Origin of the sequence: Arenibaculum sp. (genome assembly GCF_035998295.1) — a bacterium.
Taxonomy (GTDB): domain Bacteria; phylum Pseudomonadota; class Alphaproteobacteria; order Azospirillales; family Azospirillaceae; genus DASYHS01.
This window is the reverse complement of the sequence record NZ_DASYHS010000269.1, coordinates 49,718-66,898: the sequence shown is the minus strand read 5'-3', so window position 1 is coordinate 66,898 and position 17,181 is coordinate 49,718. Positions and strand designations below refer to the sequence as shown.

The following is a 17,181-nucleotide window of genomic DNA, read 5'->3' as shown; positions in this document are numbered from 1 at the left end:
GTGAACGAGGCCTTCGAACGCCTGACCGGGTACGGCGTCGGGGAGGCGCTCGGGCGCTCGCCGCGCTTCCTCCAGGACCCCGGGACCGACCCCGAAGCCCGGCGCCGGATCCGCCGCGCGCTCGAGGAACAGGAGCCGGTCCGCGCCGAGCTCCTCAACCGCCGGCGCGACGGCACGCCCCTCTGGATCGATCTCGCGATCCATCCCGTCCGCAACCGGGCCGGGGTCTGCGAGAACTTCCTCGGCATCCTCCACGACATCTCCGGGCTGAAGCGGGTCGAGCTGGCGCTGCGCCAGAGCGAGGCGCGCTTTCGCGCCGTCGCCGAGCTGCTGCCCATGGCGGTGGCGGTGACGCGGGAGGACGACGGGCGGATCCTCTACGGCAATCCCTGGCTGGCGTCCTTCTACGGGACCGACCGGGAAGGCATCGTCGGGCGGTCGATCACGGAGATCTACGGCGATCCCCAGGACCGCGAGCGCCTGCGCGCCCATCTGCACGCGGCCGGGGTGGCGACGGACGTCGAGATCGAGGGGCAGCGCCCCGACGGCACGCCGGCCACCGCGCTGGTCTCGGTGCGCCGGATCGTCTACGACGGCGAGCCGGCGATCATCGTCGTCGGCACCGACATCAGCGGCCGCAAGCGCCTCGAACGCCGGCTGCTGGAGGCGGAACGCCAGGCCCGCGAGGCGCTGGAGGCGACGCAGACGGCTTCGCTCGCCCGGATGCGGTTCTTCGCGGCGGCCAGCCACGACCTCCGCCAGCCCTACCAGGCGATGCGCCTGCTGCTGCCGCTGCTCGCCAACCAGCTGACGACGTCGCGCCAGCACGAGCTGGCGAACAGGCTCACCGAGGCGATGACGGCGGGCGAGACGCTCCTCAACGCGCTGCTCGACGCCTCGGCGATGGAGGCCGGGACCGTCCAGCCCAGGCCCGCGAGCTTCCGGGTCCGCGACCTGGTCGAACGCCTCAGGCGCGAGTTCGAGGAGCAGGCGCGCTCGGCCGGGCTGAAGTTCCGGGTGTTCGCCTGCGACGAGTGGGTACGCAGCGACCCGGTCCTCCTGCAGCGCATCATCTCCAACCTCCTGAGCAACGCGCTGCGCTACACGTCGAAGGGCGGGATCCTGCTGGCGTGCCGGCGCCGCGCCGGCCGGGTACGCATCGAGGTCTGGGACACCGGGGTCGGGATTCCGCGGCAGCTCTTCGGACGCATCTTCGAGGACTTCGTCCGGCTGCGCCCGCCCGGGCACAATCCCGACTGGGGGCTCGGCCTGGGCCTCTCGGTCGTGGCGGGGATGGCGCGCCTGCTCGACCATCCGCTCGATCTCAGATCGGTGCCCGGCCGCGGCTCGGTGTTCGCGGTCGACGTGCCGCTCGCCCAACCGCCGGCCGAGCCGGTCCGGAAGGCCGCCGCTCCGTCGGTGGCCGGCATACAGGACCAGCTCGTGTTCGTGGTGGACGACGACCCCTCGGTGCTCGACAGCCTGTGCCGGCTGCTGCAGTCCTGGGGATTGCGGACCCTGGCCGCCCATTCGCTCGACGAGCTGGCCGCGCGGCTGGACGAAGTCCCCGACCCGCCGCGGCTGATCCTGACGGACTACCACCTGCCGGGCACGAGCACGGCCGCCGACGTCGTCGGCCTCGTGCATGCCCGCTATCGGCGCGACGACATCCCCGCGATCGTGCTGACCGCCGAGACCGACCCGGACAGGCTTCAGCCCGGCACCGTCCCCGGCCAAGCCCTCCTGCGCAAGCCCGTCGACGCCGACACCCTCCACCAAACCGTCGCGCGGATGCTGTCGCCGGGCTGATACCCCTACGGCTGATACCCCGGCGGGGTCAGGCGGCGAAGCGCTCCGCGTCGGCGCGCTTCAGCTCCAGGCCCAGCCCTGGCCGCCCGAGGTCCGGGGCGAGGCGGCCGGCGGCCGGCCGGAGCGCGCCGTCGAACAGCATCGGCTCCAGCCGGGCGTGATCGTGGAAATACTCGACGTGCCGCACCTGCCTGCACGCGCATCCGAGATGGGCGTGCAGGCTCGGCGCGGTATGGGCCGACAGCGCCCGCCCGAAGGCCTGCGCCAGGGCGTCGGCCTGCAGGAAGCCGGTGACCCCGCCGCAGCGCGTCGCGTCGGGTTGCAGCACGTCCACGGCGCCCGCCTCGAGCATGCGGCGGAAATAGATCGCGTCGTGGCCGTATTCGCCGGCCGCGATCTCCATGCCCGCGGGGCCTTCCCGCGAGACGCGCCGCAACCCGTCCAGGTCGTCGGAGGAGACCGGCTCCTCGAACCACGAGACGCCGTGCTCGGCGAAGGCCTGCGCCTGGGCCAGCGCCCGCTTCACCGTGCAGGCGCCGTTGGCGTCGACCATCAGCACGCGGTCCGGCCCCAGCGCCGCGCGCGCCTGCGCCACGCGCTCGCGGTCGCGCGCGTCGTCCCGCCCGACCTTCAGCTTCGCCGCCGTCAGGCCGAGCTCCAGCCAGCCTTCGATCTGGCGGCGCAGGGTCTCGTCGTCGTAATTGGTGAAGCCCCCGCTGCCGTAGGCGGCGACGTCGTCCCTCACCATGCCGAGCAGGACCGCGAGCGGCAGGCCCAGCAGCTTCGCCTTGAGGTCCCACAGCGCCGTGTCCACCGCCGAGATGGCCATGGTCCCGACGCCGGGCCGGCCGAGATTGCGGACCCGTTCGACCATCGCGTGCCATGCGTCGCCGGGCGCCAGCGCGTCGCGCCCGACGACGGCGTCGGTCAGCCGCTCGCGCACGAGCGCCGCCGCCGCCCGGTCGGCGTAGCCGTAGCCGAGGCCGGTCTCGCCCCCGCCCTCGACCTCGACGACGACCGCCGTCGTGCTGTCCCACAGCAACGTCCCGTCCTCTTCCGGGCCCGCGGTCGGCACGGTGTAGGCATGGACCCGGAGCGCGTCGATCCGCGGCCCGCGGCCGGGTGCTTCGCCCATTACCCGCTCCCGTCGGCCGGAAGCAGGCTCAGCCCCGTTTCCGGATCGTGGCGGCGGCGCAGATGGGCCGGCGTCTCGGACAGGATCACCTCCAGCGTCGGCCGTACGCGCGCCTCGAGCAGATGGCCGACGACGGCCTCGCCGCTCCGGCGCCCGAGCACGGCATGGATGTGCAGCTTCCGCTTGTCCCCGTCCGGCGCCAGCGTCACGTTGCCGGTCAGCGAGACGACTTCCGTCTGCTCCTCGACGGGGATGCGGTGGTAGTCCCGCCGCTCGACGTCGAAGAAGCCGAGGACCGCGCGCTCGAACGCGCCGATGGCGGAGAACTGCGCGGCGGACAGTTTCTGCTCGCGCGCGAATGCCGCCAGGCCGGCCAGCGGGTCTTCGCCCGCGCCGAAGACGACGGCCCAGACCGTCTGGCCGGCGTCGGAGGAGAGCTTGCGCGTCTTCATGGTGTCCCTTCCGGTCCTTCCCGTATCGCAACGGTCAACAGCCGTCCGGCGCGAAGATCATGTGTTCGTTCTTCGCAAGCCGGGTCCTGGCCGCCACGCGGCCCAGCCGAACCGGCCGCTGTCGGGTTCGGTCGACGTCGTCGGCGGTCGAACTGACGGAGGTTCCTATGGCTTACGTGACCTGGAAGCAGCGCAAAGACGAGAGCATCATTGCGGGCTTTCCGCCGCCGAGCTGCGGCTCACGGGCAGGAGCAGCCGCGCGTCCGGGCATGAACCGGCCCTGACCGGCGGCATGCGGCTCGATGCCGGTGCGGCCGGGCTCGTCTTCATTGCCGATGCTTGCCGTTCGAGGAGTGTTGAGGATGAAGATCGCCCAGATCGCTCCCCTGATGGAGCGGGTCCCGCCGCGGCTGTACGGAGGGACCGAACGCATCGTGTCCTACCTCACGGAGGAACTGGTCCGCCAGGGGCACGACGTGACGCTGTTCGCGAGCGGGGACAGCCAGACCTCGGCCCGGCTCGTCCCGTGCTGCGATGCTGCCCTGCGGCTGAACCGGCGCGCCCAGGACCCGCTGCCCTACCTCACCTTGATGCTGGAGGAGGTGCGCCGGCGGGCCGACGAGTTCGATATCCTGCATTTCCACATCGACTACGTTCATTTCCCGCTGTTCCGCGACATTGCCGGGCGTACCGTCACGACGCTGCACGGCCGGCTCGACCTTCCGGAGCTCCTGCCGCTCTACCGGATGTTCCCGGACATGCCGCTGGTGTCCATCTCCGACGACCAGCGCCGTCCGATGCCGCCGGTCAACTGGCTGGGCACCGTGCATCACGGCCTGCCTGCGGGCCTGCTCCCGTTCGCGCCGGCACCGCGCGGCGGCTACCTGGCGTTCCTCGGCCGCATCTCGCCGGAGAAGCGGCCCGACCGCGCGATCGAGATCGCGAGGCGCAGCGGGCTGCCGCTGAAGATCGCGGCCAAGGTGGACGAGGCGGACCGGGCGTATTGGGAAGCGGTGATCGAACCGCTGGTCCGCGCCACTCCGAACGTCGACTATGTCGGGGAGATCGGCGAGGCTGAGAAGGGCGGCTTCCTTGGCGATGCGTTGGCACTGCTGTTCCCCGTGGACTGGCCGGAGCCGTTCGGCCTCGTGATGATCGAGGCGATGGCCTGCGGCACGCCGGTGATCGCATGGCGCTGCGGATCGGTGCCGGAGGTGATCGACGACGGCGTGACCGGCTTCGTCGTCGACGGCCTCGACGCCGCGGTCGGCGCGGTCGGCCGGCTCGGCCTGCTCGACCGCTCCGCGGTCCGCGCCGCTTTCGACCGCCGCTTCACGGCCCCGCGCATGACCCGCGACTACCTGGACATCTACCACCGCCTGGGCGACAGCCGCGTGCTGCCTCTGCCGCCCCGCCAGGGCGGCGCGGCACGCCCCGCGTTCCAGCACGTCGCCTGAGGGAGAGCCATGGAGAACGCAAGCGCAGCGGCCGGCGTCGCGCCCGGGCCGGACCGGGTCGGGGTGGACGCCCCGCAATTCTACATTCCCGCGACCTCGTCCCTTCAGGAAAGGCGGCCGCGGACCCTCAAGCACGGCGACAGCTTCGCCGTCTTCGACCACAATGGCGACATCCTTTCCGGTGCGGGCAGCCCCGAGGGCATCTACCATCGGGACACCCGGCACCTGTCGCGGCTCGGCCTCGCCATCCAGGGCATGCGGCCGATGCTCCTCGGCACCACGCTGCGCGACGACAACGCCGCCCTGACCTGCGACCTCGCCAACCCGGACCTGTTCGAGGACGGCCGCCTCGTCCTGGAGCGCGACCTCGTCCATATCCGCCGCTCCAAATTCCTGTGGAACGCGGCGTGCTACGAGCGCCTCGCGGTGCACAACTTCTCCGACCGGCCGCAGCGCCTGCGCCTGGATCTGCATTTCGCGGCCGATTTCGCGGACCTGTTCGAGGTGCGCGGCGCCGTGCGCGCGGAGCGCGGCACCGTCCACGCGCCCGAGACCGGCTCCGACGGCGTGCGCCTCGCCTATACCGGGCTGGACGGTATCCTCCGGGTCACCCGGCTCCGCTTCGCCCCCGCGCCCACGACCCTGACCGCCGACACGGCGGGGTTCGAGCTGGAGCTGCCGGCGCGCGGCCACGTCGTGCTCCACATCGAGATCCGCTGCGGCGACGAGATCCCCGCCCATTCCGCGCGCGAGGCGTTCATGCTCGGCATCCGGGACGCCCGGCGGGCCCTGCGCCGGGCATCGTCGCGCGCGTCGGGCGTCGAGACCTCGAACGACGTCTTCAACGAGGCCGCGCGGCGCTCCGTCGCCGACCTGTACATGCTGATGACCGACAAGCCGGGCGGACCCTACCCCTATGCGGGCATCCCCTGGTTCAGCACCGCCTTCGGGCGCGACGCCATCATCACCGCCCACCAGATGCTCTGGACGGACCCGGACGTCGCCCTGGGCGTGCTGCGCTTCCTGGCCGACAACCAGGCGGTCGAGGAGGACCCGGCCGCCGACGCGGAGCCGGGCAAGATCCTGCACGAGACCCGCGTCGGCGAGATGGCGGAGCTCGGCGAGGTGCCGTTCCGCCGGTACTACGGCAGCGTCGACGCGACGCCGCTGTTCGTGACGCTCGCCGGCGCATGGCTCGAGCGCACCGGCGATGTCGCGACGGTCGCGGGGCTGTGGCCGAACGTCGAGGCCGCGCTGTCCTGGATCGACCGGTATGGCGACCGCGACGGCGACGGGTTCGTCGAGTACGGCCGCAGGACGCAGCAGGGGCTGGCCAACCAGGGCTGGAAGGACAGCCACGATTCCATTTTCCATGCCGACGGGCGCCTGGCGACGGGCCCGATCGCGCTCGTCGAGGTGCAGGGCTACGTCTTCGCGGCGAAACGGGCGGCGGCGGCGATGGCCCGCCGGCTTGGCCACGCGGCCCGCGCCGCCGTGCTGGACCACGAGGCCGAGACGCTGCGGCGGCGCTTCGAAGAGGCGTTCTGGTGCGATGATCTCGGCACCTACGCCCTGGCGCTGGACGGCGACAAGAGACCGTGCCGCGTCCGGTCGTCCAATGCCGGGCACGCGCTGTTCAGCGGCATCGCCTCGCCCGAGCGCGCGGCGGCCGTGGCCCGCGGGCTGATGGACAGCGCGTCCTTCTCCGGCTGGGGCATCCGGACCGTCCCGACCATCGAGGTGCGCTACAACCCGATGTCCTACCACAACGGCTCGGTCTGGCCGCACGACAACGCGCTGATCGCGCTGGGCCTGTCGCGCTACGGGCACGGGGACGCGGTGACCCGGATCTTCGAGGGGCTGTTCGCGGCGTCGCAATACATGGACCTGCGGCGCTTGCCCGAGCTGTTCTGCGGCTTCCCGCGCCGGCGCGCAAGCGGCCCGACCTCCTATCCCGTCGCCTGCACTCCGCAGGCCTGGGCGGCGGCGGCGCCCTTCGCCCTGCTGCAGGCGTCGCTGGGCCTCGGCTTCGATCCGTGGCGGCGATGCGTCGGCTTCGAGCGTCCCCGCCTGCCGGGGTTCCTGGACGCGGTCACGCTGCGCGGCCTGCGGCTGGGCGATGCCAGCGTCGACCTGCTCGTCCGCCGGCACGGAAACGACGTCGTGGTGAGCACGCTGGCGCGCACGGGCGAGCTGACGGTCGTCACGGTCGGGTGAGGCCAAGGCGTCCGCCGCGCCGGCCGAACGCCACCGCGATGCCCGGCGCGAGCGAGGCCGCCAGCGCCAGGGCGAAGGCGCCTGCCGCCCCGAGTACCGGCAGCGCCAGCGCCAGCACCGCCAGGAAGGCCGCCAGGCCGAGCAGGCCGGTGCGGGCGGCGATGAGCATCGCCGCCGCGGTGTCTCCCCCTCGCGCGCGGTGCAGGACCACGCCCGTGGCGCTGATCGCGACCGGGAAGCTGATCAGGAAGCCGGAGACGGGGCCGCCCAGGCGGGCCGCGACGGCGCCGATGCCCGCCACCAGCAGTCCCGCCGGCACCGCCCGCCACAGCAGCATCGAGAGCGCCAGGCGGGCCCCTCCGGCCGGCGGCCCGGATGCGGCGCGCTCGGCCCATGCGGCGGCACCCGCGAACAGCAGGGCGAAGCCGGCGAGGCTCGCGGCCATGCCCGCGCCCGACGCCGCGAACGTCCCGCCGACCGCGGCCCAGGCCAGGGTGCCGCCGGCCACCATCGCCGTCGCGCCGTACCGGCGGGCCAGCGGGGCGGCCGCGATCAGGTAGGCCAGGATGCCGACCAGGCCCGCGGTGCTGGTCTCGGCGGCCGCGGCGACGAAGCCCGGGGGATGTTCGCGCAGCAGGAAAAGGTAGCCGGGCCCGATCACGATCGGCAGCCCGATCGCGAGGCCCCCGGCACGCGGCCCCAGCGCCTCGACGATCCGCGTGATCGCGACCACGACGAAGATCGTCAGCAGTGCCTTGACGGCGAAGGCGGCGGTGTCGGGCAAGATCGTCCGCTCCGGTCAGCCGCCGGACGCGGTGCCGCAGCCGGCCGTCGGGCGCCCGGAACGTTCCATGAAGAAGGCCCCCGTCAACGGATCACCGTCTCCGCCGCGGCGGCGATGGCCAGCAGCCGGCGGTCGTGGCCCCGCCGCCCTACCAGCATGGCGCCGACCGGCAGCCCGTCCGAGGCGCAGGGCAGGGTGACCGCGGGCCGGTCCATGAAGTTCCAGACCGACGGGTTGCGCAGCACCAGCGGGTTGAGCCGGAAATATTCCGCGTCCCCGGCCAGCTCGTCGATGCGCGGCGCCACCACGGGAACGGTCGGCATCAGCAGCGCGTCCCAGGGGGCGGTCGCCGCGTCGGTTTCGGCCATCAGCGCCGCGCGGGCGCGCAAGAGCGCGATGTAGTCGGCCGCACTCTGATCGGCGCCGCGGTGGATGCGCACGGCCACGCGGGGGTCGTACCCGTCGCCCCGCCGCTCCAGCAGGTCGCGGTGCCAGGCGAAGGCCTCGGGCGGGGAGAAGCCGCCCTTCGCGTTCACCTCCGGCAACAGGGCGAGCTGGGGCAGGTCGATGTCGGCGACCCGCGCGCCGGCGGCCTCAAGCGCCCGGCGCGCGCGGTCGAACGCCGCCGCGACCGTCGCGTCCATCTCCTCCAGCACGAGCTGGCGCGGGATGCCGATCCGCAGTCCGGCGAGCGCCAGCGGGGCAGGGGGCACCGGCTCCTCTCCCGCCATTACCGCGTCCATGATCGCGCAGCATGCCGTGGACGCGGCGAGCGGGCCGATCGCGTCCAGGGTCCAGGACAGCGGCACCGCGCCGTCGCGCGGCACGCGCTCCTGCGTCGGCTTGAAACCGACGAGGCCGCACAGCGCGGACGGAATGCGCACCGACCCGCCGGTATCGCTGCCGACCGCGGCCACGGCCATGCCGTCCGCCACCGAGACCGCGGCGCCGGAGGACGATCCGCCGGGAATGCGGCTGCGGTCGGCGGGATTGCCGGGCGTGCCGTAATGGGGGTTGAGCCCGAGGCCCGAGAAGGCGAACTCCGTCATGTTCGTGCGGCCGACGATCACGGCGCCCGCCGCGCGCAGCCGCGCCACCACGGGCGCGTCGCGTTCGGCCGGCGCCGCGTCGCGCAGCACGGCCGAGCCGGCGGTCGTCACCTCGCCCGCGACGTCGAACAGGTCCTTGACCGAGACCGGGATGCCCGCCAGCGGCGACGGCAGCATGCCGTGCGCGCGCAGCAGGTCGCTCGCCCGCGCCTGCGCCAGCGCGCGTTCCCGCGCGATCTTCGTGAACGCGCGCGCTCCCTCCCCGGCCGGGTCCTCGGCGCGCGCGAGCGCCGCTTCGGTCAGCGCCACGCTGGTGGTACGGCCGGCCGCGAGGTCGGCGGCGACGGACGGGATGGTCGGGTGCTCGGGCATGGTTCGTCTGTTCCCTGCAGGTCTGGCCGCATCCTAGCAGAGGCGGCCGGAACGCATAGAGGCCGCGAACGTGCCGCCCGGGCCTCGGGCTCAGGCGGCGCCCGCGACCGCGGCGGGCATCGCCGCGTTGCGTTGCCAGGGGCGCAGGCTCAGCCACAGCAGCAGCCCGGGGACCTGCAGCGCCAGGACGATGCCGAGGACGAACCGGTAGGCTTCGGGCGGATAGTGCCCGCCGGCCGTCGGGGACCACAGGTCCAGCAGCGCGCCGATCATCCACTGCACGGCGAAGGCCAGCAGGAAGATCAGCAGGTTGAAGCAGGTGCTGACGCGGCCGGTCAGGTGGCCGGGCACGCTCTGCGCGACGATGGCGTAGTTGAGGGTCGTCGCGGTGCCGAAGAAGCCGAACAGGAACGCGAGCGCCAACGCCCCCCGGCCGTCGCCCGCGATCATCGCGAGCTGCACGCACAAGAACGCGGCGATGCCGCCTCCGCAGGTCAGGACCGGGCGGAAGCCCAGGACCCGCAGGCGGTCCGTCAGCCACCCGAGGCTGATCGAGCCGGCGACCATCGCCGTGGTGCCCACCAGCAGGGCGGTTCCGACCGCCGTCCGGTCGAAGCCGGCGACGTCGCGCAGCCAGTGGGCCATCCAGAGGGCCTGCACGGCCATGTAGGTCGCGTTGGCGAAGAGCGAGTAGAAGGCCACCCGCCAGAAGCCGCGGCTGGAGTAGAGCTGGCCGACCGCCGCGATCTGTTCGGAAAAGGAGGTCGCTTTCGTCGCTCCCGGCCGTTCGGGCGAGACCGCCAGGATCAGCAGGGCCACGAGGACGGTGGCGCCCGCCAGGCACAGGAAGACGCCGCGCCAGTCCGTTATCCGGAGCATCGCCTCCAGCGGCGCGGTCGACGTCATCGCGCCCAGGCCGCCGACCGCGAGCAGCAGCCCCGTCGCGAACGGCACCCGCTCGGCCGGTAGCCACTGCGTCACCGCCTTGATCGCCGACATCAGGCATCCCGCGACCCCGAGGCCGATCAGCGCGCGGGCCAGCGCCACCGTGGCGAGGCTCTCCGACGTCGCGAACAGCGCAGCACCGCAGGCCGCCAGCGTCAGCAGGGGGAACTGGACCCGGCGCGGCCCGTACCGGTCGAGTGCCACTCCGATCGGAAGCTGTGCGGCTGCGAAGGTCAGGAAATAGGTGCTCGTCAGCAGGCCGAGGTCCGATGCGCCGAGGCCGAGGTCGCGGGCGAGGTCGGGCGAGATGACGGCGTTGACCGTGCGGTACAGGTACGACAGGAAATGCCCGAGCGCGAACGGCACGAACACCAGCAGCGCGACCCGGCGGGGGATCCGTTGGACCATGCTCAGCTTTCCGGCGCCTGGCGATCGTTGAAGGATATCCGCATCTCGCAGGTATAGCGCCCACGGTCGTCGCAAAGCCAGAGGCCCTGCGGTCCGGGGGACATCTCGCTCAGCCGCATCCAGGCCCCCTGGCGCGCCAGCTTGGCGAGCAGGTCGACCGCCAGGGGATTGTCGAAGTCGACGAACACGGGCTTGGTTTCCTCCGGCGATTTGGCGAAGACGTGGCGCGGCAGCCCGGTCCGGCGCGCCCAGCCCCGCCACGCGGCGAAGGCCGGCGCGCTTTCGCCGGGCAGGTCGGCGTCCGGGAACGAGCCGCCGGGTATCGTCCAGCTCCGGCGCTTCAGGACGATGCGGCCGAAGCGTATCCGGCAGTGCCGGTGGGCGGCCAGCGCATCGGCCGCCAGCTCGAACAGCGCCCTGTGGAAGTCGCCCGGAGCGACCGTGACGAGGTCTTCGGTCGCCCCCGTCGCCCGGTCGAGGAACAGGAGCCGTCCGTCCCGCTCCGTCACGCGCCCGCGCCCCGCCGGGACCTGGCGCTCCGGCGCCGTGCGTCCCGGGCTTCCCGGCAGCACGATCTGGATCAGGTGCGGCGTGTCCAGCCAGTCGATGTGCGAGCGCTGGTAGGTCTGGGGCGAGTCCGCGAGCACCATCCTGCCCGGCCGCAGCGCCCGGTCAACCTCCTCGGCGATTTCCGCCATGTCCGGGCAGAACGGCAGGGCCACGGGCTGCGACGCGGTGTGGACCCCGGGATGGACCTCCCCTATCACGATGTCGTAGTCGCCCCGGGCGACGGCCTCCGCCGACCGGGCCGCGATCATGACGTCGGGCGAATGGATGGCGATGCCCAGCGTGTGCGGGCCATCGCTTCCCAGGCCGCTGGCGGTCAGCCGTTGCAGCACCCGGGCCGGACCATCTTCCGCCAGGACCGCTTCGTCGCCGTCGTGCTCGCCCAGCACGTGGTCCCACGCCTCGCGCAGCGCCCGGCGGATGTCGGCGGCGGCATCGTCCGGGCGGGCGCATGAACGGCGCGCGTCGAGGAAGGCGAGGAAGTCGGCGGTCCCGTCGCCGTCCCGGGGCAGGCTCGCGAAGGTCCGCCGGTACTGCTCCTCGACGGCTGCCGCGGTGGCACGGGCCAGCCATGCGTATATCCGCGTCACCGGCTCCAGCCCGCGTTCGATCTCGGCCTGCAGGTCGCCGCCGATCCGGACCGAGAGATTGCGCCCGCAATCCTCGTAGAACGGATACCGGCCGACATACATCGAACCCGACGTCCGGCCGGTGTCGATGCCCCGCTCGTGCAGCAGTTCCCCGACGCCGCGCGCGATCTCGACGCGCCCGTCGAGGTCGGCGTGCCGGAAGGCGTCGCGCAGCCGGCGGAGCTCGTCGATCAGGGCGACCCAGGGGGCGGCGGCCGGCAGCGGTGACAGCTGGCGCGCCAGGTGGAGCTCCGGTTCGGCGAGGCCGGCCGCGACGGCGATCTTGCGCTCGACCACGCCCTTGCCGACCAGGAAGCCGAGCGTCGCCGCGATGGCCTCCCCGTCGGCCTTCCCATCGGCCGCCAGGGTCCGGCCGACCTCCGCCATCTCGGACGGCGACAGGGTCCCGGCGGGTGCCGACGACAGGGCCCGAAGCAGGTCGGCCGCCAGCGGCGGGACCCGGACGGAACGGCCGACCGGGATGCGAAGCGTTCCGTCCACGAGGTCGCAGGCGGGGTTGAGGCGGTACGGGAGGTCGTCGGCCAGCGCGGGGTCCGCCGATGCGGCTTCCGCGATCCGCTGGACGACCCAGTACTCCAGGAACACCCGCCGCTCGGCGATCCAGGGGCCGGGGGCGCGTTCGACGTCGAGGGCGGCGGCGTCGGGGCCGGCGAAGCGGCCCCAGGCGATCGGGCCGAAGAAGCTCGCGGTGTCGTTCTTCGTGCACAGGCGCTGCAGGTAGTTCCAGCCCAGCCGGAGATGCTGGCGGGACCTGCCGTTCAGGCGGTCGAGCTCCCGCTCGCCCAGTGCCCGCAGACGGGCCAGGGCGTCGGGGTTGGACAGGAACAGGGCTTCCTGGACCAGCGGGTCGGACAGGTGCCGCGACAGCGTCCGCCTGATCCGTCCCGCATCCGCCGCGAACGACGCCTCCAGGTCCGGCAGCGACGCGTCCAGCCGGGCGAGGAGGGCGTCACGCCGCCCGTTCAGGGCCTCGCAGGGCCCGGCCAGCGCGCTCGGCAGGTCGTTCGCGCCGATCGGTTCGCGGCGCTCCATCCTGCGGGCCAGCCGGTCGGGCAGCCGCCCCATATGCGCGGCCAGAGTTTCCTCCAGGCGACGCTCCGTCTCGCGCAGCTCCGTCTCGTCGGCAAGCCGCGCGTCGAGAAGGGGGAGCGAGGCCTCGACCGCGCACTCGTCCATCCAGGTGAACGGGAATCCCGCGGACCGCACCCAGAACTGCGTCGCCCAGCTCAATCCGCCGCTCCCGTCACGCGCTCGACCACGCCATAGGCGGTCAGCCTTTCGACCGCCGCGTCGAGGTCGGCGACGTCATGGCCGCCGCCGGCGAGCCGTGCCGCAAGCCCGGCGCCGTCGGCCGGGGTCGCGAGAGCCCGGTACGCCGCCGCCGCCAGGTCGCTCAGCGAGGCCAGCCGGTGATGGCTCTCGATCGACGGAAGGTAGACCAGCAGGTGCTGGGTCCGCGCCTCGAGCGGCGCGCGGCCGAGGCGGCTCTTGTCCTTGAGCCAGGGCGTCAGCGCGTGCTCCACCGTGACCACCGTCCCGCGTCCGGTGAGCCGGATCGACCCGGGCGGCGCGGGTTGGACCGGTACGGGCTCGGCATGGCGCCGTACCAGGGCGACGGCCGCCGCCTCCACCGCGATCAGGTCGCGCAGGCCCGGGAGCCGGGCGGTGTCGTCGTTCGCCGCCAGGTCGTCCAGCACGTCGGCGGCGTAGGTGTAGACATAGGGGCCGTAGTCCCGCCAGCCGTGGCGGTCGAGGAAGTCGGAGGCGAGGTCCTGCCACGTGAAGCCCGCACCCATCAGCGCGCGCAGCGTCAGCGGCGCACCCGTCTCCAGCGCATGGAGATACGAGTTCACGATCCGGAACCGGTAGTTCGTGATGAACCAGCCCGTCCGTTCCGGCGTCGCGGCATAGGCGGCCAGCACCGGGATCTCGGATGGCTCGAAGGAGAACTTCGACGCCAGGTCTTCCGGCGTCTGCGCCGCCAGCGCCTGCTGGAGGCCGGGCTCCCGAAGGATGCGCCGCCATACTTTCCAGACGGTCTCGGCGTTCACGAGGCGAACTCCGGGGCCGTCCGTGCCTGCGAGGCCGCCGCCCATGCGCGCCGCGCGCGGGCGATGTCCTCCGCGATCATCCGGCCGTCGTCGCCCGTGCCCAGGACGCGGGTTCCTGGATGATGGGCCTGTCCCTGGAATTCCAGGATCACCGCCGTCGGCACGGCCTTCGCCAGGACGGCGTCGAGCATGTCCCACACCGGCTCGGGGACGCTGCTGTCGTGCCAGTCGTGGTACAGGCCCTCGTGCCAGCTCCCGCCGGCCAGATGGATTGCCACCACCCGGTCCAGCGGGATCGTGTCGAGGTAGTCGGCCAGGTCGAAGCCGGGCAGGTTGACGGAGTTCGTATAGATGTTGTGGAGGTCGAGATGCAGGAACGTGCCCGACGCCTCGACCAGCCTCGCCATGAACTCGGCCTCGCGCATCTCGGCGCCCGGGCACTCGATGTAGTAGGCGGCGTTCTCATGCGCGAGCGGCATGCCGTACATCTCCTGCAGCCGCGCGGCGCGATCGGCCACCCGGCGCAGCTCGTCGCGCGAGAACTGGATGGGGCTGCTCCACATGTCGAGCCACGAATCGTCGCCGTAGAAGCAATGATCCGAGACCCAGGGGCTCGCGAGCGCACGCGCCAGCGGCACGTGGCGCCGGGCGGCGGGCGTGTTTTCCAGAGGGCCGAAGCCGAAGTCGCAGCCATAGTTCGAATGGGCTACGAGCGGGTATCGGCTCCGCAGCCGGTCGAGCGTCTCGGCCGCCCCCGGCTTCATCACGTACGGGCTGTCCAGCGGACCCATGATGGTATCCAGCAGGATCTCCAGGCAGTCCACGTCCTGGTCCTCGAAGGCGAACCAGTCCAGTATTTCAGGGTTGTACTGGAGGCCGATGCCGATCGGATCGGGTTTTTCCATCATGGTGTCCGCCCGCTGGTGCCCGGATCAGGCGAAGACCTTGCTTTCGATCACTTCGATGTCGTCGAGGTCGAAGTCCTCGAAGTCGGCCGCGGCGGCCGGCTCCTTCTGCGGCTTGCCGGTGCAGGCCGGTTCCTTTGCCGTTTCCGTGTCCGCGCTCGGATCGGTCTGCGAGGTCTTGTTCTCGGTCGTCATGATGTCGGTCTCCGGGGTGGTGGGTTTCAGAACAGGAAGAGAAGGGCGATGCCGGTCCAGGCGCCGGCCCAGCTGATCGCGGTGCCGAAGGCGACCGCGAGGTAGATCAGGCGCAGGCTGCCCGACGGCTCGGCCACGGCGGTCCCCAGGAACCGGCCGCGGACGTGGTCCCAGGCCTTCTGGCGCAGGCCTGGCAGCCCGAAATACTCGGTGAGGGCGAGATACCCGTCGCCGTTGAAGATCGGCAGCAGGGTCGGGATCAGCGCCAGCGTGGACGTGACGGCCGCCATCACGGCAACCCAGGCCAGCATCGTCCCCGGCGGGCTGAGGCTCCAGACGCCGATCGCGAGCGCCGCGAAGACGAGGCTCGCGAACGGGCCCATCACGATCGTGATCATGCGTTCGCGCCGGCCGAGGGCGCTCCACTCGCGCTGGACGGGACGGGCCCAGCCCGTGACCCACAGCAGGTAGGCCGCCACGCCGATCTCCGTCGTCCGCACGCCCTGAACCCGGCAGGCCAGGGCGTGGCCCAGTTCGTGGAGCGTCACCGACGCCACCAGGATCGGGTAGTGCCAGGCCAGCCAGCCCCAGCCGGAATAGGCATTGGCGACGTCCGCCCGGAACGACGGCCACGCCGCCGCGACCGAGACGGCGGCCGCCAGGACGGCCAAGCCGAGCAGCCGGACGAAGGCCGGGCTCGCGAGCCAGGGGGCGCCGGACAGCGCCAGGCTCAGGACCCCGTCCGGCCTCAGCCTGAACAGCGTCAGCATCAGCAGGGACTTGAACGGGCCGTAGCTGATCCCCGCGAACGGGTCGCGCCGGACCGGGGGCGGGGCCGCCTCGTTCTCCAGGATGCCGAGCCGGATCAGCCGTTCCTCGAAGGCCTGGAGCTTCTCCGGCGCCAGCCGGACGTTGCGCCGGTCGGCGAGGGTCCGGAGGATCTCCGCGTGGCTGCGCCTGCCGTCGAAGAGTTCGGCCACCGCGAACTCCGCCTCGCCCAGCACGAAGGACATGTCCGTCCCGCGGTGGTGCAGCTCTATCCGCCGGGCATGGCCCGGCACCGCGCCTTGCACCTCGATCTCCGGCGAAAGGCGGGACGGTCTTCCCGTCGGCGCGGTCACGGCGCCGCTCCCCGGAGGGCTTCCGTCTCGGCGATCAGCCGGTCGATGCCGTCGCCGGCGCCGTCCCGGACCAGCGCCGCCAGGGTGTCCGCATCCGCCGGCTCGGCCGCGCGCCCGAGGCAGTACACGCCGCCCGGGCGCGTGGGGCCGCAGATCGGGTCGGCGGTCGCCCACAGCGGCGTCCATCCATGCTTGGCCATCAGCAGCCGGATCGACGCCTGGGTGAGGTAGCGGCGGTGGCTGTGGCTGAAGAAGCCGTTCAGCAGGCCGTAGCCGTAGGCTCTCCCCTCGATCAGCAGCAGCGATCCCGGCTTCGCGGCGCGCCGGCAGACCTGCATCACCCGGTTGACGTCGAAGACGTGCTCCAGCGAGCCCGTGATGATGACGAGGTCGAACTGCGCCTGCGGCAGTTCCATATCCTCGGCGGCGACTGGGAGGATGTCGAGGCCGAGGCGGCGGCGCCCGAACTCCACGTAGCCGAGGTCCGGATCGCTGCCCAGCACCGTCCATCCCCGGCGCGCGAAGGGCACCATCAGCCCGCCGGCGGAACTGCCCACGTCGAGCAGGTGCCCGGGTTCGGGGGCCAGCCACGGCGCCAGGCTCGCGAGCAGGGCTTCTCCCCGGCGGATCTGGTCGACGATGAAGGCCTTCTCGGGTTCGGCCGAGCCGAACAGGTGGCTGCGGTAGAACCGGTTGTAATATTCCTCGTAGAATTCCGGATTGAACCGCGGGTTCTGCATGACGAAGCCGCAATCCCGGCAGCCGGTCACGGGCAGCCGGCCGCGGCGATCGCGTCCGATGTCGACCGTCTCGCACAGCACCGCGAAATCCGTGCCGCCGCAGATCTCGCACGCCACCTCGGCGTAGCTGACGCCCGCGCGGATGCCGACATGGTCCAGATAGTCCAGCAGATGCGGAGCGAGTTCCGGATCCCCGGCGGGGCCGGCGTCGGCAGTTGCTCCGGTCGACGTCGCGTCGGCGTCCATTGTCCCGCTTCCCGAGATCATCGTCGTTTTTGATCCTGCGGCACGATGGCTCGCCGTCGGACAGCCTTGGATCGACCG

General features: G+C 72.4%; 14 protein-coding genes. 3 read left to right on the top strand and 11 right to left on the bottom strand.

Translation table 11 applies throughout. From position 1 onward, the window contains the following. Nucleotides 1–1,809 (top strand): PAS domain-containing hybrid sensor histidine kinase/response regulator (locus VGO20_RS25280; RefSeq protein ID WP_327505176.1); only part of this gene is annotated, 1,809 nt, incomplete at its 5' end. 28 nt (nt 1,810–1,837) lie between these two features. On the opposite strand, the gene VGO20_RS25275 is transcribed toward VGO20_RS25280, so the two are convergent. Both VGO20_RS25275 and VGO20_RS25270 read right to left on the bottom strand, forming a co-directional pair. After that, nucleotides 1,838–2,944 carry an enolase C-terminal domain-like protein gene (locus VGO20_RS25275; RefSeq protein ID WP_327505175.1) on the bottom strand — a complete coding sequence of 369 codons (1,107 nt, stop codon included), beginning with the start codon at nt 2,942–2,944 and terminating at the stop codon, nt 1,838–1,840. Further along, the gene (locus VGO20_RS25270) at nt 2,944–3,396 is read right to left on the bottom strand and encodes a PPC domain-containing DNA-binding protein (RefSeq protein WP_327505174.1); all 453 of its coding nucleotides are present in this window, start codon (nt 3,394–3,396) and stop codon (nt 2,944–2,946) included. Before VGO20_RS25270 ends, VGO20_RS25275 begins: the two co-directional genes overlap by 1 nt. Nucleotides 3,397–3,758: 362 nt before the next feature. On the opposite strand from VGO20_RS25270, the gene VGO20_RS25265 reads away from it, so the two are divergent. Both VGO20_RS25265 and VGO20_RS25260 read left to right on the top strand, forming a co-directional pair. Then, nucleotides 3,759–4,853 carry a glycosyltransferase family 4 protein gene (locus VGO20_RS25265; RefSeq protein WP_327505173.1) on the top strand — a complete coding sequence of 365 codons (1,095 nt, stop codon included), beginning with the start codon at nt 3,759–3,761 and terminating at the stop codon, nt 4,851–4,853. 9 nt (nt 4,854–4,862) lie between these two features. Beyond that, nucleotides 4,863–7,070 (top strand): amylo-alpha-1,6-glucosidase, encoded by a 2,208-nt coding sequence (locus tag VGO20_RS25260; RefSeq protein ID WP_327505172.1) that lies wholly within the window; start codon nt 4,863–4,865, stop codon nt 7,068–7,070. Here VGO20_RS25260 and VGO20_RS25255 read toward each other — a convergent pair. The 9 genes from VGO20_RS25255 to VGO20_RS25215 form a co-directional block, all read right to left on the bottom strand. Beyond that, nucleotides 7,057–7,854, bottom strand: a complete 798-nt coding sequence (locus VGO20_RS25255) for a hypothetical protein (RefSeq protein WP_327505171.1) — start codon at nt 7,852–7,854, stop codon at nt 7,057–7,059. The genes VGO20_RS25260 and VGO20_RS25255 overlap by 14 nt on opposite strands. Before the next feature lie 83 nt (nt 7,855–7,937). Beyond that, nucleotides 7,938–9,275 carry an amidase gene (locus VGO20_RS25250; protein ID WP_327505170.1) on the bottom strand — a complete coding sequence of 446 codons (1,338 nt, stop codon included), beginning with the start codon at nt 9,273–9,275 and terminating at the stop codon, nt 7,938–7,940. A 90-nt stretch (nt 9,276–9,365) separates the two neighbouring features. Further along, complete coding sequence (locus VGO20_RS25245) at nt 9,366–10,628, bottom strand: MFS transporter (RefSeq protein WP_327505169.1); 1,263 nt, start codon at nt 10,626–10,628, stop codon at nt 9,366–9,368. Nucleotides 10,629–10,630: 2 nt separating this feature from the next. Then, a complete protein-coding gene (locus VGO20_RS25240; RefSeq protein WP_327505168.1) occupies nt 10,631–13,075 on the bottom strand; it encodes a lantibiotic dehydratase in 2,445 nt (814 codons plus the stop codon). Continuing rightward, a complete protein-coding gene (locus VGO20_RS25235; RefSeq protein ID WP_327505167.1) occupies nt 13,072–13,896 on the bottom strand; it encodes a hypothetical protein in 825 nt (274 codons plus the stop codon). Before VGO20_RS25235 ends, VGO20_RS25240 begins: the two co-directional genes overlap by 4 nt. Beyond that, nucleotides 13,893–14,804 carry an MbnB/TglH/ChrH family RiPP precursor modification enzyme gene (locus VGO20_RS25230; protein ID WP_327505166.1) on the bottom strand — a complete coding sequence of 304 codons (912 nt, stop codon included), beginning with the start codon at nt 14,802–14,804 and terminating at the stop codon, nt 13,893–13,895. Before VGO20_RS25230 ends, VGO20_RS25235 begins: the two co-directional genes overlap by 4 nt. Nucleotides 14,805–14,828: 24 nt before the next feature. Then, nucleotides 14,829–14,996 (bottom strand): TglA family RiPP precursor, encoded by a 168-nt coding sequence (locus VGO20_RS25225; RefSeq protein WP_327505165.1) that lies wholly within the window; start codon nt 14,994–14,996, stop codon nt 14,829–14,831. A 26-nt stretch (nt 14,997–15,022) separates the two neighbouring features. Beyond that, on the bottom strand, nt 15,023–16,117 hold the full coding sequence (locus VGO20_RS25220) for a M50 family metallopeptidase (RefSeq protein WP_327505164.1): 1,095 nt from the start codon (nt 16,115–16,117) through the stop codon (nt 15,023–15,025). Next, the gene (locus tag VGO20_RS25215; RefSeq protein ID WP_327505163.1) at nt 16,114–17,103 is read right to left on the bottom strand and encodes a class I SAM-dependent methyltransferase; all 990 of its coding nucleotides are present in this window, start codon (nt 17,101–17,103) and stop codon (nt 16,114–16,116) included. Before VGO20_RS25215 ends, VGO20_RS25220 begins: the two co-directional genes overlap by 4 nt. Nucleotides 17,104–17,181 lie beyond the last annotated feature (78 nt).

What these genes read in the sequence shown, in the direction of transcription:
- VGO20_RS25225 (WP_327505165.1), bottom strand. Translation starts at nt 14,996, where the DNA reads ATGACGACCGAGAACAAGACCTCGCAGACCGATCCGAGCGCGGACACG.
- VGO20_RS25275 (WP_327505175.1), bottom strand. Translation starts at nt 2,944, where the DNA reads ATGGGCGAAGCACCCGGCCGCGGGCCGCGGATCGACGCGCTCCGGGTC.
- VGO20_RS25265 (WP_327505173.1), top strand. Translation starts at nt 3,759, where the DNA reads ATGAAGATCGCCCAGATCGCTCCCCTGATGGAGCGGGTCCCGCCGCGG.
- VGO20_RS25270 (WP_327505174.1), bottom strand. Translation starts at nt 3,396, where the DNA reads ATGAAGACGCGCAAGCTCTCCTCCGACGCCGGCCAGACGGTCTGGGCC.
- VGO20_RS25215 (WP_327505163.1), bottom strand. Translation starts at nt 17,103, where the DNA reads ATGGACGCCGACGCGACGTCGACCGGAGCAACTGCCGACGCCGGCCCC.
- VGO20_RS25245 (WP_327505169.1), bottom strand. Translation starts at nt 10,628, where the DNA reads ATGGTCCAACGGATCCCCCGCCGGGTCGCGCTGCTGGTGTTCGTGCCG.
- VGO20_RS25230 (WP_327505166.1), bottom strand. Translation starts at nt 14,804, where the DNA reads ATGATGGAAAAACCCGATCCGATCGGCATCGGCCTCCAGTACAACCCT.
- VGO20_RS25250 (WP_327505170.1), bottom strand. Translation starts at nt 9,275, where the DNA reads ATGCCCGAGCACCCGACCATCCCGTCCGTCGCCGCCGACCTCGCGGCC.
- VGO20_RS25260 (WP_327505172.1), top strand. Translation starts at nt 4,863, where the DNA reads ATGGAGAACGCAAGCGCAGCGGCCGGCGTCGCGCCCGGGCCGGACCGG.